Genomic DNA, 16,360 nt, shown 5'->3' with positions numbered 1-16,360 from the left:
AATCCATATAACGCCAAAGGAGAGCGATTCATGAAAAGTCCATTGCTAGTTAGCCTATTAACTTGTAGCGCCTTGCTACTAACAGCTTGTGACAGTCAGTCAAATGAGCCAGCAGCAAGTAAAGTAAACTTAGCCAACCCTGCCTCAACTTACTGTATTGAACAAGGCGGTACAGTTAAAATTGAAAATCAAGCAGAGGGGCAAGTTGGTTATTGCACCCTAGCCAGTGGCGAACGCATAGAGGAGTGGCAGCTATATCGGCAGTCGCAGCAAAATAGTCAGCAAGACAGCACCCAAGATAAAACCGAACAAGTCGGTAAAGCCAATCCAGCTTCCAAATATTGCATATCTATGAACGGTAAACTCGACTTAACGAGTGGACAATGTACGCTACCTAGCGGTGAGGTGATAGATCAGTGGCAATTGTTTAAGCGTGACCACAAGCAAGAGACTGAAGTGACTGAGATGCAAAAAATGCCCAACCCTGCCACCCAATATTGCATTGAGGTTGGTGGTAGCGTTGATCTATCAGATGGCAGTTGCACGCTGCCGAATGGAGACAAAGTCGACCAATGGAAGCTTTATAAAAAGCATCAGCTCATGTCTATCTAGACCGTTACCAGTGCGCGGCGTTAATCAACTGAGCGGGCTGTTGCCATTAGCAGCCCTTTCTCGACCCATATAGATACGGCCACGCCGCGAACTATCAACTCTGTGGGCTTATCTCCCTGCTCCAATATTGGCTGCTCACCATAGAGACTTGGGTCATATTGCACTTCGTATAGAGTAAGAGGTTGTTTATCTTTTTGACTAAATCTAATCTGTGCGGCTGTTAAACCCTGAATAGAGCAATAACGGCCGCCAAGCATTTTACTATCAGTATCGTTGGCTTTGGCGAGAAAGCTTGAATTAACGGGGGTGAAATCAAGCTGAGTAAAGTAACCTCTAAGCTGGCTTAGTTGCTCAGTTTTCACTTCAAGTGGTTTCATCTTTACATGATTTCGAGCCACTTCATCGGCAATTTTCCAGCTCATACTCGTCATAACAACACTATTTGATGCACCATTAAATAGCTGCTGAATCTGGGTATATGAATACAGCTGAAATGCTGCCACCAGCACAAAAACACTGGCTGCAAGCGCATAAACTAATTTAACTAAAGGTTTTCGCCCCTTACTGGAAGCCGCAGGCAGGCTGGCAAGTATAAACTCAGTTTCGTCTATATAATCTTGAGCAGACGGCTTTTCAATAGCGTCACTTTCAAGCTGTAACTCTTTGTTCAACAAGCTATCAGCACTAACTCCCTCATCTGCCTGCGCTGCAGCAGAATACAATGCCTCCATGCGTGCTAAAGCCTCATCTGACAGTTGCTGAGATTCAATATATTGCTTCACTGATTGTCTAAAACTGTTGTCAGTGGCATCGTGCTTATTACTCATAGTATTACTCGCTCCCCTGACCGTTACTTTGTGTGGTGGCAGTTTCATTTGGCATAAGCTCAACCGCCTTAATTTTTATCCGGTGTAGCCTCGACAAAATCGTACCTCTAGGTTGACCCAAGTCATTGGCGATCTCTGCAGCGCTAAACCCTTCAACCGCCCACAGATACAATACCTCCCTTTCGGCGGCATTGAGCTGAGAGAACAGATACTCAATTAAGTCATGCTGCAACGCGACCTGCTCCATACAGGTCTCGTCTAACAATGCTGGGGCGTGCTCATCTATAGGCTCAAAGTCGATCCGCTTTAGGCGTCTGCAGTCATCAATAAATTGATTGCGAATAATTGTGCGTAGGTAGGCTTTTGGATATTGAGGCTTAGCCGCGCTGCTTAACCAACGTTCGATCGCTGTTTGCAATAAGTCTTCCGCTGCTGCGCTATGCCGAGTCAGACATAAACAGTAGCGATATAGACTCTGCAATAGCGCTCTATCCATCGGCTGTTACCACCAATTTATAGCCCGCAATCCAGCCCTGCTGAATCAGTTGAGTTAATTCACTCAAATCCACATCAGTGCTAGTTAACTGTCCGAGCGACATACTCTGCTTTATAGCCATTATTAACTGAGCTTGAGGCGCTGATATTTGCTTAAAGTTCACCTTAAAGCGGTCCCGAAAGATCAGCAGATAGTTTGCTGCGCTATCGCAACTAGTTGTGTGGCTTTGCTCTGCTGTGGCTTGGTGTTTTACCCAGACTTGTTGCACCGGATAGTGACAACTAAGCAGCTCAATATCAGGTTGCAGAAGTAGCACTGCTTGTTGCTGCTGCGCTTCACTAAGTAGCGCTAGTTGGTCCAGCTCATGTACTTGTGGCAGTTGCACATAGGCACTGCGATCTTGGGCGTAATAGCCCTGCTTTAGCGCCCATTCAAGCATTGCCAGCTCAGGTAGGTACTCAAGCCCGATAAATCCTTGATGTTGCTTAACCTCATCGGCAAGCAACCTTGGATACTGGGCACCATAATGGTTTAAGTTGGCATCTTTCAAAGGGTAACGGTTGCAATATTGCTGCGCTAGTTGCTCAAAGCAGCGCTCTCCCACTACCGTCTGGCATACAGGAAAGCTACTTTGTAGACTACTTAGCAGCGCTTGAAAGGCGTTGTTTTGGTAAATTTTTAACCGAGAATGCTCGCGCTGATTGACCATAGCCAATAATGCACGCTCATCGCCATTCGCTTGCAACGCTTGAATAAATGCTCCCTGCCAGTCCGCTAAGCGCATCGATCAACTCCAGCAACGGGCTTAGCATTAAACTGCATCATATCGGCGGCAATCTGTCGCTCCTGTAACAGCCGATCCAGTGTAGGTATTTCACTGTCCCACTCAATCATGGTGGGAATATTGCCATTGAGCTGAATGTAATTTTGATAAGCCTGCCAAACTTGCGGATCAACAGGATGGTTATGGGCGTCCAGCAGATAATCATCTTTTTGATGAAAGCCCGCCAAATGGATCTGCTTTACCCGCTTGGCAGGTACGGCATCCAAAAAGGCTTGTAACTGCTGGTCTAGATTCACACTAGTGACAAAAGCATTATTGATATCCAGCAACAGGTAACAATCAGCTTCTTCAGCAATAGCAGCAATAAACTCCCCCTCACTCAATTCGTTGTACTGGCAACTCATATAGGTAGACACATTCTCCAGCAACATTCTTTCACCCAGTAGATCTTGAGTTTGCTTGATCCTATTGCTGATATGCATGACCGCTTCGTCTGTGTAGGGCAACGGCAACAGATCTGCGACTTTAAAGTCGTTATTACCGGAAAAGCTTGCATGTTCGGAATACCAATGGCCGCCACAGGCTTGCTTGAGAGATTTGATCTTATTGAGGTAATCAACATCTAGCCTATTGGCGCCACCAAGAGACAAGCCTACACTATGAAATACCAGCGGAAATCGCTCACTAATACGCATCAGCAGATGTTGGTTTAGCCCGCCTTCCACTAGCCAATTATCAGCCAACACTTCTAGCCAAGGGATTTCAATACTTTCGTCAGCCAATATTTGCTGCACATGAGGAGTGCGCAGGCCAATGCCTGCGCCTGCTATGCCAGTATTAGGCATTAGCTTTTCGCCGGTTTAACCGCTTTAACTTCGCCGCCAGCAATTTTGTCGCAAGTGCCTGCAGGAACATAAACCCATTCTGTAGGAAGGTTGTCAGCTTTGGCTTGTCCGGCGCAGCCATGACTGCCATCTAATGCGCCGCAATCGTTAGCACCCGCTTTAGCAATACCGGCACATTTCTCCCACTCTTTCGGTTGATCGGGCACCGCTTGTGCACCTAAAGATAAACTCGCAGCTAAAATACCTGCCACCGTTACACCCAGTGCTGTTGTTGAAGATTTCATATCGATTATTCCTTTTGATAAATAACACATTCAACCCTATAACGAGTTAGCTGGAGGTTTGATTGCATTATGTACAAAACTAATTTTAGTCGAATTAGAAATAATCATTTAATTACCGCTCTTAGCGGTAGCAAGTGCCTGTTTCGCAGCGCTTCTTGCCGGTTAGTAAGTAAGATATGCGGTATCGGTGCTTAGCAAAGAACAGGTAGCCTTTGTCAGCAAATGGCTTAACTAACGAGCAACGTAGTAGTGAAACCCACTTCTCTTTACCCACTGCAGCCCAAGCCTCGTAGGTCACATCGAGTCCAGAGATCAACGAACCATCTGCGCGTTGAGCATGTAAAATTTTATTCGCTAACGCGAAATCTATCTCAGGAAACTTAACGCTAAAATCAGCTTGATTTAGATCTTGCAGTTCAATGTTATCGTGACTGTCTAATGATTTAATGTGCTGCATTTCTGCGTCACATAGCGGACAAAGTGAGTCATAAAAGATACGTAGTTTCATTGCTAACCTCCGAATAATTGATGGAATAACATCAGTAGATGCAAAGTTACCGCTACCAGCGTTAATCTGAGCCTCATTGATATATAATCTTGGTTAAGGCATAACTCTTTAGCTTTCCTTTCAATCGCAAGCAGGCTTAAGTAGCCTACTGCCAATATCGTTAGACTGATCAGCTGTTGATTTAGCAATAAAGCTAACCAAGCTAAGATTGAAAACAGATTACTCTGTATAAGCAAACGCCCAGTCGTGCTGCTGGTTGATAGCGCAATAGCACGCCCCCACAAAGTGCCTGATATAAAGCTAAGAATGACCGCGCTGTAACTAATAAAGGCAAACTCAGCATTTAACCAAGTTAACTGCAATCCTACCCAAGCCATTGTTGTTGCTATAATAAAAGGCAACAGCCCGGCATAACCTAGACCTTGCCAAATACGTTCATTTCGCTCCATAGTTCACTCAACTCAGCCAATAAACATTATCAACCTGTACGATGTCAGTTGACATTTAGATCTCTGCTTGGTGTAAATTGGTATTAAAGGGATGATCTAAATTGCTGAATTATCCGTATCTTTGCCTATAGTTAGTTAAAAGAACGATAAAGGACTATAAATGACAACAAGCAACGCCATTATCAAAGTCACCAATTTGCGCCTGCGCACTTTCATTGGTTTCAATATTGAAGAGCGCGAGAAAATGCAGGATGTAGTGATAAATATTGAGATCCACTACCCTGCTAGTAATGCTATTCGCGAAGACAACGTCGATGAAGCGCTCAATTATAAGAAGGTAACTAAAGCCGTCATTCAGCACGTCGAGGAGGGGCGCTTTCTACTGTTAGAAAAATTAGTCTCTGATGTACTCGATATCAGTAGCCAGCATCCATGGGTTCAATATGCCCGAGTGACTATTGATAAGCCCCATGCATTAAGATTCGCAGACTCCGTTTCACTGTCTTTAGAGTACCGAAAATCTTAATACAAAATTGCCAAACTAATCATTCACAGCAGGAGTCACCTATGGATGTATCACAGGCTCAACGAGTGAGAGAAGCACTCATCAAACAAGGACTCGAGACCCCTTTAATTCCTTCGGATATGACCGCCGAACAGAAGTATGAGCGTATCAGAGGCTTAATGACGGAAGTCGTGTCAACCTTAGGCCTCGACCTCAGCGATGACAGCTTACAAGAGACGCCGCACCGTATCGCTAAGATGTATGTCAACGAGATATTTGCCGGCCTAGACTACGACAACTTTCCTAAAATCGCCCAGATTGAAAATAAAATGGCGGTCGATGAGATGGTGCGGATCTCTGATATCAGCGTCGTCAGCACCTGTGAGCATCACTTCGTTACCATCGATGGCTTAGCCAAAGTGGCTTATATCCCCAGCAGCACCATTATTGGTCTGTCTAAAATCAATCGTATCGTGCGCTTTTTTGCCCAGCGCCCGCAAGTGCAGGAACGTTTAACCAAGCAGATCTTAGTTGCCCTGCAAACATTACTGGCAACCGATAATGTCGCGGTCAGTATTGATGCCACCCACTACTGCGTAAAATCCAGAGGGGTAATGGATACCCAATCGCAAACGCAAACCACAGCCCTCGGAGGCGAGTTTAAAACCAGCGCCGCAACTCGAGCAGAGTTTTTCCGCTAGTCAGCTATTAAGGAATTTGATGACAGCCGCTATTTTAATAACCGGAGTCGGCAAGCGTGTCGGCTTCTACCTTGCCAAGCATTTAGCCCAACAAGGCCATAAAGTCATTGGCACTTACCGTAGCCAATATCCGCAACTGCAAGAACTCGAAGCCTTAGGTGTTGAGCTACATCAGTGTGATTTTTACCACGATGCTCAGCTCGATGAACTACTGCAAAAGCTTGCTCAACAGTCAGCCTTTAAAGCACTAATCCATAATGCATCTGACTGGTTGCCAGACGGCAATACCGCATCAGCCCTATCGACTATGGACAAAATGATGCGCATTCATGTGAGTGTGCCTTATACCATCAACTTGGCACTTGCGGAGCAGCTCAAAGCCAATAACGGCATGGCTGACATTATCCACATCACCGATTATGTAGCAGAAAAAGGCAGTAAAAAACATGCAGCTTATGCTGCCAGTAAAGCAGCGTTACAAAATCTGACGCTATCTTTTGCCGCGAAGTATGCGCCTGAGGTTAAGGTCAACAGTATTGCCCCTGCATTGCTCATGTTTAACCCCGATGATGACGAGCAATACAAACAAAAGGCACTCAAAAAGGCACTGATGGCCAAAGAGGGGGGTGAGATAGAGATCTTAAATGCGGTCAACTACCTGTTGCAGAGTCACTATGTTACCGGGCAAACCTTGAAAATTGATGGCGGCCGCCACTTGGTTTAATCATATTAAAAAAGGCACCTAATAAGGTGCCTTCCTAGTTTCAGCGACTGTGACTAATGGCTTTGCAAACTACGCACATCCGCACCGGTTGGCCCTTGATACACCCTTAAGCCAAATTCTGGCAATATTGCAAACACATGATCAAAGATATCCGCTTGAATATCTTCATAAGCCGCCCACCTTATGTCATTGGTGAAGATATACAGCTCAATCGGTACACCGCTCGATGTAGGTGCAAGCTGACGTACTAACAAGGTCATATCTTTATGAACTTTCTCATGCTGATTTAAATAAGCCAACATGTAGGCTCTAAAGGTCCCCACGTTAGTCAAGTGACGACTATTCACAGGCATATCGGCATCTTCTACCTGTGCGTTAAATGTACTGATCTCCTGCGACTTTGCAGCGAAATAGGACTTAAGAAGATTGATCTTCGACAATCGTTGCTTATCTTGTTCAGTTAAAAAACCGATAGAACTGATATCAATCTGTACCGAGCGCTTAATTCTACGGCCACCGGATTCAGACATTCCACGCCAGTTTTTAAAGGCATCCGACACTAAAGCATAGGCGGGGATCATGGTAATGGTCTGATCCCAGTTACGCACTTTAACCGTTGTCAGCGACACCTCTTCAACCGCACCATCGGCGCCGTATTTATCCATTTGGATCCAATCTGTTGGGCTGACCATTCTGTTAGCCGCTAGCTGAATACCAGCCACAAAGCCCAAAATAGTATCCCTGAAGACCAACATCACCAAACCGGTCGCAACACCTAAACCGCTTAAGAAGTATACCGGCGATTGGTCAGCCAGTACCGAAATCGAGATGATGATAGCGACAAAAAACATAAACAACTTAAACAGTTGTACAAAGCTCTTAATCGGCAGCCGACGGCTAACTAAATTAACATCAGCAACTTCGTTGGCGGCATCTAATGCACTATAAACCGCTCGCACAAATAAAATCACAATGGTGACATCAAGTAGCCTATCAGCCAAACTCGCTAATACTTCATGCTCGGTTAGCGCCAAGGGCAGAATGATGTTGAGAATAAGAGCCGGAACCAACTTGGCCAACTTCTCCAATACACGATAGCGCATGAAGATATCGTCCCAATGGACGCGCGAGCGAGTGATGACAATATTCATGGTGCTGACAACACCACGTTTCACAAAGACGTAGCCTATAAAAGCGACAATGAAACAGGCTATGACAAGAATACTGGTTGAAACACCGTCTGCCGGTTGGCTGTCGATCCCGACGGTAGCCAACCATTGAGTGATACTTGCACGTAATTCCTGATCCAAAATAGATATCTCCGATAGTGAACAGACATAAACAATCTATTCAAGCTTGCAAAATAGGGTTAACAAGCCACAATCAAGTGGCGAACAAATCAATCACAATCATCAAGTTTAACAGCAATTTGAGCTATCACAGTTGACTGTAATCTAAAGATTCACAACAATCCATTTTCTATTGCCTGAAGTTCATCGAGATCAAAATGACCAAATACTTACTTACCTGTGTTATCACCCTCTGTAGCTTTAGCGCTCTCGCCAATGATTACAGCAAAGATGCACCTGTTTTACCAAAACCTACAATTGGTATAACCGTAGACTATATTCCGGCAATCGACGATCTCTACGGCATCACCATTGCTCCTAGTCACTACGATACTGACTATGCTAACTGGGGTTACTACATCGGCTATGCTCAAAGCAAAAAAGATGACATAACTGTAGAAGAACCTGGCGAAGCCTATTCGCAGAGCTCATTATGGCGCTTTGGTTTGAGCTACCCTATTGCTGCAGGCTTAAGCTTTTATGGCGGAGCCGCAGCTTATACGCACGAACTATCTTCGACCAATAACATCACTCCGCTTATTGTTGGTGGCGAGCCTGTATGGGAAACCGACAAAGACACCACTTGGGGGGCAGAAGCCGGCCTTAGATATGTGCTAGGTCCGCACTTCACTATGGCCGCAGGTTATAACAGCGCAACTGAATCAGCGGTATTTAGTATCGGTTACACCATGTAAATCCGCGACTACATGTACACTAAATTTGATCTTGTCAGTGTTATTATGGCGGGAGTTTGTCTATGCTAGGGCAATCTCCTTTACAAGGTTAACAATCATGTACAAAACGCTAATGGCCTATGCCTGTATTGCCTTATTCTCACTATCAATTCCCGCTTATGCCGATGAAGTGGCACGAGTCACCTTAGAAAATGGTGCAACCGTCAAGCTCAACGATGACTTCACTTGGGAATATGTCATCCTAGAAAGCCAGGCTAAAGCAGACACAGCTACTCCAGTAACACTGCCGGCAGCAGCCGCAGCTGTTGCCGTCACCGAGAATACGACTCCAGCCGTCACCCCAACAGCGCCTATAGCAAATACCGAAGCACTCACCTCAAGTGCTATCGCTCAGTCTGCACTATTAAAATCAACCGCCAAAAGTGGTGTTAAAGTCAGCTTTTTAGATAGCCAGTGGGATGATGATGGCCGTTTGGGTCTAACGTTCGAGCTATCAAGTAATAGCTCTGAACACTATGTCATGATCGAACTTGAAGTGAGTTTGTTTGCTGACTCTGGGGCATTAATCAAAAGAGAAACCGTTAAAGTTTGGCAAGCTGTTTTCAGAATGCCTGATACATACTTACGCAAAGGACAAACCCGTGAGAGCCGCGTATTATGGATAGAGGACATCGATAAAGCCCAGTGGACTAAGCAGTTAATGAGCTTGAAGATGAAAGAGATGGACTCACGCATGTAGTCTCAGTCGTTGAGCCAACTATTTTTGAGACCTAGCATTGCGCTAGGTCTTTTTGTTTTACTAGCCGTAAAACCAAAGCCATTCCCCTCCTTTAATCCTATAACCATTCAAAATATGCCAGCGACTCTGTGCTCTGCAAAACAATAGTAGATTACTTCTTTGCTAAACTAATGCATAAATGAACATTCATACCAATTGCTATGGATCAAAGGTTGAACAATATGGATAAAGCACTGCAGACCATGATTAACAACATGCCTGAAAAAACAGGCAAGACACTCGATGAGTGGTATAAAATATTGGCAAAAGAGAGTTTCGACAAACACACTGCAGCAGTAAAGTATCTAAAAACGGAACACGGTGTCACTCATGGTTTTGCCAATACTATTGTTACCTTATCTCGAGAGAGTAATCAGCCAGTAGAAGATCTTGTTATCACTCAATACAGCGGTAAAGAAAACCTCAAACCCCTCTATGAAAAGCTTATTTCAATTATTGAAACGTTCGGTGAGGACATTAATTTCACGCCGAAAAAGGCCAGTGTCAGTCTGATCAGAAAGCATCAATTTGCACTCATAAAACCCGCAACCAAAACAAGAATAGATCTAGGACTAAAACTCAACGGAGTTGAGCTGCAAGGGCGGCTAGAAGATTCGGGGCCATTTGGCACCATGTGCACTCACCGGATTCAATTGAAAACCCTCGATGATATTGATGACGAAGTCATTAGTTGGGTGTCGCAAGCATATGAGAAATCAGTGTAGTCAACTACTGACAAATATAGCTATTTTTAAATGGCTATAAATACCTATCTGCTTTAAACCATCCTGTAGCCCCATAAAAATAGCTACAGCTTTCTATTGACCCGTCTACAGCTTTATAGTTTAAAGTGCTTAACCATCAACGGATACAAGGCTGATGATCATGTATAAGATCTCTGAGCTTGCGGCAGCAGTCGGGCTCTCTCGAACCGCGATACTTTATTATGAAAAGCAAAAGCTTATCAGTGCTAGTAGGCTTGAAAATGGCTATCGCGCCTACAGCGATAAAGATCTGCAACGCCTCCGTTTGATTCAACAATTACTGGCTGGCGGTTTAACAATGAAAGAGTGCAAAGTATGTCTAGAAGCAAAAGTTGACAGACAATTACTGCAAAACCGCCTCAAAGCGCTAGACGAAGAGATAGAGCAAAAGCAACAGTCACGATATTTACTTGCAGCCATGCTTGGTGAGGGCGACCTCAAAGCATGGCACACGAGTTTAGATAAACTGGCCCCAGATGCTCATCTAGACTGGTTAACAAAGCAAGGCTTTAGTGAGAAAGAGGCCTTACGACTAAAATGGTTATCAAAAGATATGAACGAACACGATGTATATATGGCTGACTTTATGACGGTTTTTGAACCATTTGAGCGCTGGGGGCCAGGCAGTGAAAGTGATACACAAAAAGCTTTATCACTGGTAGCCAAAGCACCTGACAATATCTTAGAGATAGGCTGTGGAAAAGGGCTAGCAACTAAAGTGTTAGCCGCACATAGCAAAGCAAACATTACCGCCGTCGATAATGAGCAGTCCGCACTAGATAGGCTAGTGCAACGCTTTGAGCAGCTCGGTTTTTCTAATCGACTCAAAACCGTTTGCGCTAGCATGACCGAACTGCCGTTTACTGATGAAAGCTTTGATCTTATTTGGGCTGAAGGCAGTGCCTACATAATGGGTGTAGAAAAAGCGCTCGCGCAGTGGCTGCCACTATTGCATCAGCAGGGCTATCTAGTGATTAGCGATCTCGTTTGGAAAACTGACAATCCAAGTCAGAAATCCGTTGAGTTTTGGAGTCAAAACTATCCAGATATGCAGCCTATCGCAACCCGAATCGAGCAAATGAAGCACGCGGGCTACCGTGTTGTCGAGCATTTCTCTCAGAGCAAACAGGCTTGGTTAGATTATTACGGCCCGTTAGGTGAGCGAGCGAAAGAGCTTGAATCAGAAATGGCAGCTTCTGCAGCGCTGAACGATATCAAACATGAAGTGAATATCTGCAGCCAGTTTGCGGCAGAGTTTGGCTACCATCTGTTTGTGTTGCAAAAAATTTAAAAGTAAGCGCTTTAATGACTAGAATACCTAGCTATTAAAGCCTAGCTGCACAAAGTAACAACACCTCTTTTAACTAGACCTTGTTAATAATGATAGACAGTAACATTCTCGATTTCTGATGTGTTATCGTCTATCTCATCAATAGACATATTGCATAGATAATTTATTTTGCTTTTAAACAATATATTATCCTTGGGAAAAATTACCTCAATATAAATTCGCTCTTTTTTATAGCTAAAAGAAAGGCTTTCTAGCTCACTTAGTTCCAGTTTCTTATCATCAATAAAGAGCATTTCTGAAACAAAGTCTAACCTTATTGTTTTTGGGCTATCTATGAATCTTACGATAAGAACCAGTAAATATAAAACGAAAAAAGGCACCATAGTTATAACTATTAAGACTTTTCCAAAGGTCTCACTAGAGCGAAGCGTATCTATATTTATATAAAAATCCGTACCTATCGCGACCAAAAATAAAATAAAGAAAACTTGAATAAAAAAGCCCTGTCGACTTAGCTTACAACAGATCATTAAAATCCCAAGCGAAAGAAAAGAAGTAATAGCTTAACACTATCACTTGCCTTATAAAAAAGAACTAAACCCGCTTGAAACAGCGATAATCATTAACTAAAAATTGCCTTATAAAAAATAAGTTAAATCAGCATGTTTTCTGGCATTTTAACCGCTACCATATGTCCTTTGGCGCAAGTCACGCCTGCAGCAATAAGGCTGATATCCAATACCACTTTTTTAGGCTTAATCTCTCGAATAACGCCACGTAGCTCCAGCTCTACACCCATTGGAGTTGGCGCTAAGTAATCAATGTTGAGCGCGGCGGTGACAAACCTTGGCGGCTGCTGCGTACCATCACCAAATGCCCGACCAGCAGCGGCGCTAGCACTGCCAGTACCATGGCAATCGATAAGTGAAGCTATTAATCCACCGTAAACAAAACCAGGAATGGCGGTATGAAATGGCTTAGGGGTAAACAACGCGATGGTTTCATCATCGTCCCAGTAACTTTTGAGTTGATGCCCATGGGGATTATTTTTACCGCAACCATAACAATGGCAGAGATCTTCGGGGTATAAATCTTGAAATGCTTGCATTACCGCACCTTAATTCGCTTCAACGACCATCAACTCCAAACTACGCTATTACACATTAACCGTTTCGACAATGCAGACATTAGGCTTAAGACTAATGATTAGCTTCCTGATATTCAGCCCTTCCAGGCTCTAAACAATTGCAGCTTCGCATTTGCAAACAGTTAATATTTCCACGGCTGTTAGTGCCTAAACAGCGCTCTCTGATGCACCAAATGACCTTCGACAACATGGATGTTGTCGTAGAGCTTACAAGGATGTATTCACAGCGAGTCATTTGTGCGTTAGAGGCGGAGCATACGTATAGAAAATGAGATTATCCAGTGTTAATCCGGGCTGCTTTACACGCATAAAAAAGGGCCGTTAGGCCCTTTTGTCAATCCACTATCACTTTGGATTACAAGCTTGGCAGAATATCTGCTGGCAAGTAAGCGTTGTAGCTGGCAGTGATCAATAAGTCAGTTGCGGCTTCAATATCTGGGCCGAAGAAACGGTCCTTATCGTAGTAAGTCACCAATTCACGCAACTCAGCTTTAGCCTTCGCCACAGCAACAGCTGGTTGCAGTGGACGACGGAAATCCAAGCCTTGCGCCGCAGCTAGTAACTCAACCGCTAACACGCCACGAGTGTTTTCAGACATATCACGCAAGCGGCGCGCCGCAAACGTAGCCATAGACACGTGATCTTCTTGGTTAGCAGAAGTTGGCAAGCTATCAACTGACGCTGGGTGCGCGTAAGTCTTGTTTTCAGATGCCAATGCCGCAGCCGTAACTTGGGCGATCATAAAGCCTGAGTTTACCCCACCATTTTCGACAAGAAACGGTGGCAGTTTTGACAGGTTTGAATCGATAAGCAGTGCGATACGACGCTCGGCGATAGAGCCCAGTTCTGCAATCGCAATCGCTAGGTTATCGGCAGCCATTGCCACAGGCTCAGCGTGGAAGTTACCACCAGAGATAATGTCGCCAGTATCTTGGAATACTAATGGGTTATCGGTAACACCATTAGCTTCAGTGCCTAGCACCTCAGCCGCATGACGAATTTGGGTTAAACAAGCACCCAATACTTGTGGCTGACAACGCAGTGAGTAAGGATCTTGCACCTTCTCACAGTTAACATGATCAAGGCTGATCTCAGACTCTTCACCTAGTAGATGACGGAATACAGCTGCTGAATCAATTTGGCCTTTTTGGCCACGAGCAGCGTGAATACGCGGATCAAACGGACTACGGCTACCCATCGCAGCTTCAACGCTCATGGCGCCAATAACAGAACTTGCCGCAAACAGGTCTTCTGCGTTAAATAAACCTTCTAGCGCTAATGCGGTTGAAGCTTGGGTACCGTTCAGTAATGCTAAGCCCTCTTTAGCCGCTAATTCAAGCGGTTTAAGGCCTGCAATCTCAAGACCTTCAGCAGCCGTGATCAGCTGACCTTTGTAGCTCATCTCACCTTCAGCAAGTAGTGGTAAACACATGTGAGATAGCGGAGCTAAATCACCAGATGCACCTACTGAGCCTTTTTCTGGCACACAGGGGTAAACTTCAGCATTTACCAATGCGATAAGGAAGTTAATCACCTCTAAACGAATACCTGAGAAACCACGGCTTAACGAGTTGATCTTCAATACCATCATCAAACGCACTGTAGCGTCTTGCATGTATTGCCCAGTACCCGCAGCGTGCGACAGCACAATAGAGCGTTGTAGCAGTTGCAGATCTTCAGCAGCAATCTTAGTGTTAGCTAATAAGCCAAAACCGGTGTTGATACCATAAACTGTACGGCCTTCATCCAATACTTGTTGTACAAGACCGGCACTGGTATTGATGTCGCTAATAGCGCTCTCAGCCAGCTCAAGGGTGACTTTTCCGCGGCTAATTTCACGAACTTGCTTAAGGGTAAGGCTACCCGGCGTTAATACTAAATGGCTCATGTTTACTTACCCTCTGTGTTGGCGGTATCAAGCATCGGCAGGTCTAGACCCTGCTCTTTTGCACAATCTTTGGCGATATCATATCCAGCATCAGCATGACGCATCACGCCTGTTGCGGGGTCATTCCACAGTACTCGGCCTAAACGCGCTGCAGCATCATCGGTTCCGTCCGCCACAATCACTACACCTGAGTGCTGGCTAAAGCCCATACCGACACCACCACCGTGATGCAACGACACCCAAGTTGCACCACTTGCAGTGTTCAATAGTGCGTTCATTAGCGGCCAATCAGATACTGCATCTGAACCATCAAGCATAGATTCAGTTTCACGGTTAGGGCTGGCTACAGAGCCTGAATCTAAGTGATCACGCCCGATAACAATGGGTGCAGAAAGCTCGCCATTTTTAACCATTTCGTTAAAGGCTAACGCCAGACGGGCACGGTCTTTAAGACCTACCCAACAGATACGAGATGGCAGACCCTGGAACGCAATACGCTCACGCGCCATATCTAACCAGTTGTGCAGATGTGGGTTATCAGGAATAAGCTCTTTAACTTTAGCGTCGGTCTTATAGATATCTTCTGGGTCGCCAGATAGCGCTACCCAACGGAATGGACCAATACCTTCACAAAATAATGGGCGCACGTAAGCAGGCACAAATCCAGGGAAGTCGAATGCGTTTTCAACCCCCTCTTCAAATGCCATTTGGCGAATGTTATTACCATAATCGGTCGTCGCAGAACCGGCAGCTTGCAGTGCTAGCATCGCTTTAACTTGAACTGCCATAGACTGTTTAGCCGCTTTCACGACAGCCGCTTCGTCAGTTTTACGCATCTCAATCGCTTGCTCTAGCGTCCAGCCTTGTGGCAGGTAACCGTTTAGCGGATCGTGTGCTGAAGTTTGGTCGGTAACCACATCTGGTGTAATACCACGCTCAACGAGCTCAGCGAAAACATCAGCAGCATTACCAAGTAGACCAACTGATACAGGCTTGCCACTGGCGTTTGCTTCATCAATCATCGCCAGCGCTTCATCTAAGGTCGTCGCCTTTTTATCGACGTAGCGAGTACGCATACGGAAATCGATACGCGTTTCATCAACTTCACAGGTCAGTACCGAATAACCCGCCATGGTGCCAGCTAGAGGCTGCGCGCCACCCATGCCACCAAGACCACCGGTTAAAATCCACTTACCCTTTGACGAACCGCCGAAGTGTTGCTTAGCCATTGCGACGAAGGTCTCGTAAGTCCCTTGCACAATGCCTTGCGAACCGATGTAGATCCAAGAACCTGCTGTCATCTGGCCGTACATCGCCAAACCTTTCTTATCTAACTCGTTAAAGTGTTCCCAGTTGGCCCAATGAGGTACTAGGTTAGAGTTGGCAATAATCACTCGTGGCGCATTATTGTGGGTTTTGAATACCCCGACAGGTTTACCCGATTGCACCATTAAGGTTTCGTCTTCTTCAAGACGCTGCAGTACTTCAACGATTTTGTCGTAGCATTCCCAGTCACGTGCGGCGCGGCCGATACCGCCATAAACCACTAAGTCTTCAGGACGCTCAGCAACATCTGGGTGTAAGTTGTTCATTAACATACGCATTGGCGCTTCGGTTAACCAACTCTTACAGCTTAGCTTTGTTCCTGTCGGCGCAATGATGCGGCGGCTTGGATCGTGTCTCTTATCCATCGGTACTACCTCGTTCAATTTG

The 16,360-nt window shown here is 45.1% G+C and carries 19 protein-coding genes; 8 read left to right on the top strand and 11 right to left on the bottom strand.

Going from position 1 to position 16,360, the window contains the following annotated elements:
- Nucleotides 1–30 precede the first annotated feature (30 nt).
- On the top strand, nt 31–612 hold the full coding sequence (locus K5R16_RS14680; protein WP_220738307.1) for a DUF333 domain-containing protein: 582 nt from the start codon (nt 31–33) through the stop codon (nt 610–612).
- A 20-nt stretch (nt 613–632) separates the two neighbouring features.
- On the opposite strand, the gene K5R16_RS14675 is transcribed toward K5R16_RS14680, so the two are convergent.
- The 7 genes from K5R16_RS14675 to K5R16_RS14645 form a co-directional block, all read right to left on the bottom strand.
- Nucleotides 633–1,439, bottom strand: coding sequence for a hypothetical protein (locus K5R16_RS14675; RefSeq protein ID WP_220738306.1), 807 nt, complete (start codon nt 1,437–1,439; stop codon nt 633–635).
- 4 nt (nt 1,440–1,443) lie between these two features.
- Nucleotides 1,444–1,935 (bottom strand): RNA polymerase sigma factor, encoded by a 492-nt coding sequence (locus K5R16_RS14670; protein WP_220738305.1) that lies wholly within the window; start codon nt 1,933–1,935, stop codon nt 1,444–1,446.
- Complete coding sequence (locus K5R16_RS14665; protein ID WP_220738304.1) at nt 1,928–2,719, bottom strand: DNA-binding domain-containing protein; 792 nt, start codon at nt 2,717–2,719, stop codon at nt 1,928–1,930. The genes K5R16_RS14670 and K5R16_RS14665 overlap by 8 nt, the downstream gene beginning before the upstream one ends.
- On the bottom strand, nt 2,710–3,564 hold the full coding sequence (locus K5R16_RS14660) for a DUF692 domain-containing protein (RefSeq protein ID WP_220738303.1): 855 nt from the start codon (nt 3,562–3,564) through the stop codon (nt 2,710–2,712). Before K5R16_RS14660 ends, K5R16_RS14665 begins: the two co-directional genes overlap by 10 nt.
- Nucleotides 3,564–3,848 carry a DUF2282 domain-containing protein gene (locus K5R16_RS14655; protein WP_220738302.1) on the bottom strand — a complete coding sequence of 95 codons (285 nt, stop codon included), beginning with the start codon at nt 3,846–3,848 and terminating at the stop codon, nt 3,564–3,566. The genes K5R16_RS14660 and K5R16_RS14655 overlap by 1 nt, the downstream gene beginning before the upstream one ends.
- Nucleotides 3,849–3,969: 121 nt before the next feature.
- The gene (locus K5R16_RS14650; RefSeq protein WP_220738301.1) at nt 3,970–4,356 is read right to left on the bottom strand and encodes a thiol-disulfide oxidoreductase DCC family protein; all 387 of its coding nucleotides are present in this window, start codon (nt 4,354–4,356) and stop codon (nt 3,970–3,972) included.
- Between the two features lie 2 nt (nt 4,357–4,358).
- Nucleotides 4,359–4,805 (bottom strand): DUF3429 domain-containing protein, encoded by a 447-nt coding sequence (locus K5R16_RS14645; RefSeq protein WP_220738300.1) that lies wholly within the window; start codon nt 4,803–4,805, stop codon nt 4,359–4,361.
- A gap of 160 nt (nt 4,806–4,965) precedes the next feature.
- On the opposite strand from K5R16_RS14645, the gene folX reads away from it, so the two are divergent.
- Genes folX through folM form a run of 3 tightly spaced genes read left to right on the top strand, consistent with a single transcriptional unit; the run spans nt 4,966 to nt 6,735 of the window.
- Nucleotides 4,966–5,331, top strand: a complete 366-nt coding sequence (gene folX / locus K5R16_RS14640; protein ID WP_044555521.1) for a dihydroneopterin triphosphate 2'-epimerase — start codon at nt 4,966–4,968, stop codon at nt 5,329–5,331.
- 41 nt (nt 5,332–5,372) lie between these two features.
- Nucleotides 5,373–6,011: a GTP cyclohydrolase I FolE gene (gene folE / locus K5R16_RS14635; RefSeq protein ID WP_220738299.1), complete on the top strand. Its 639-nt coding sequence runs from the start codon at nt 5,373–5,375 to the stop codon at nt 6,009–6,011.
- 19 nt (nt 6,012–6,030) lie between these two features.
- Nucleotides 6,031–6,735: a dihydromonapterin reductase gene (gene folM, locus K5R16_RS14630; protein WP_220738298.1), complete on the top strand. Its 705-nt coding sequence runs from the start codon at nt 6,031–6,033 to the stop codon at nt 6,733–6,735.
- Nucleotides 6,736–6,788: 53 nt separating this feature from the next.
- Here the strand turns inward: folM and K5R16_RS14625 are convergent, their stop codons facing one another.
- A complete protein-coding gene (locus K5R16_RS14625; protein WP_220738297.1) occupies nt 6,789–8,045 on the bottom strand; it encodes a mechanosensitive ion channel family protein in 1,257 nt (418 codons plus the stop codon).
- Nucleotides 8,046–8,242: 197 nt separating this feature from the next.
- Between K5R16_RS14625 and K5R16_RS14620 the strand changes: the two genes are divergently transcribed.
- The 4 genes from K5R16_RS14620 to K5R16_RS14605 all read left to right on the top strand — a co-directional run bounded on the left by K5R16_RS14620 (nt 8,243) and on the right by K5R16_RS14605 (nt 11,612).
- The gene (locus K5R16_RS14620; protein ID WP_220738296.1) at nt 8,243–8,779 is read left to right on the top strand and encodes a porin family protein; all 537 of its coding nucleotides are present in this window, start codon (nt 8,243–8,245) and stop codon (nt 8,777–8,779) included.
- 97 nt (nt 8,780–8,876) lie between these two features.
- Entirely contained in the window at nt 8,877–9,518 is a 642-nt protein-coding gene (locus K5R16_RS14615) for a DUF3157 family protein (protein WP_220738295.1), read from the top strand.
- A gap of 221 nt (nt 9,519–9,739) precedes the next feature.
- Entirely contained in the window at nt 9,740–10,282 is a 543-nt protein-coding gene (locus K5R16_RS14610) for a DUF4287 domain-containing protein (RefSeq protein ID WP_220738294.1), read from the top strand.
- Nucleotides 10,283–10,442: 160 nt separating this feature from the next.
- Complete coding sequence (locus K5R16_RS14605; protein WP_220738293.1) at nt 10,443–11,612, top strand: MerR family transcriptional regulator; 1,170 nt, start codon at nt 10,443–10,445, stop codon at nt 11,610–11,612.
- Between the two features lie 652 nt (nt 11,613–12,264).
- Here the strand turns inward: K5R16_RS14605 and K5R16_RS14600 are convergent.
- The 3 genes from K5R16_RS14600 to hutU form a co-directional block, all read right to left on the bottom strand.
- On the bottom strand, nt 12,265–12,720 hold the full coding sequence (locus tag K5R16_RS14600; RefSeq protein ID WP_220738292.1) for a PaaI family thioesterase: 456 nt from the start codon (nt 12,718–12,720) through the stop codon (nt 12,265–12,267).
- Nucleotides 12,721–13,114: 394 nt separating this feature from the next.
- Nucleotides 13,115–14,647, bottom strand: coding sequence for a histidine ammonia-lyase (hutH, locus tag K5R16_RS14595; RefSeq protein WP_220738291.1), 1,533 nt, complete (start codon nt 14,645–14,647; stop codon nt 13,115–13,117).
- 2 nt (nt 14,648–14,649) lie between these two features.
- Complete coding sequence (gene hutU / locus K5R16_RS14590; protein WP_220738290.1) at nt 14,650–16,338, bottom strand: urocanate hydratase; 1,689 nt, start codon at nt 16,336–16,338, stop codon at nt 14,650–14,652.
- Nucleotides 16,339–16,360 lie beyond the last annotated feature (22 nt).

The sequence above is a fragment of the Shewanella sp. c952 genome (genome assembly GCF_019654975.1).
Taxonomy (GTDB): Bacteria; Pseudomonadota; Gammaproteobacteria; order Enterobacterales; family Shewanellaceae; genus Shewanella.
The sequence above is the reverse complement of the archived record's forward strand: the minus strand, read 5'-3'. Positions and strand labels throughout refer to the sequence as shown.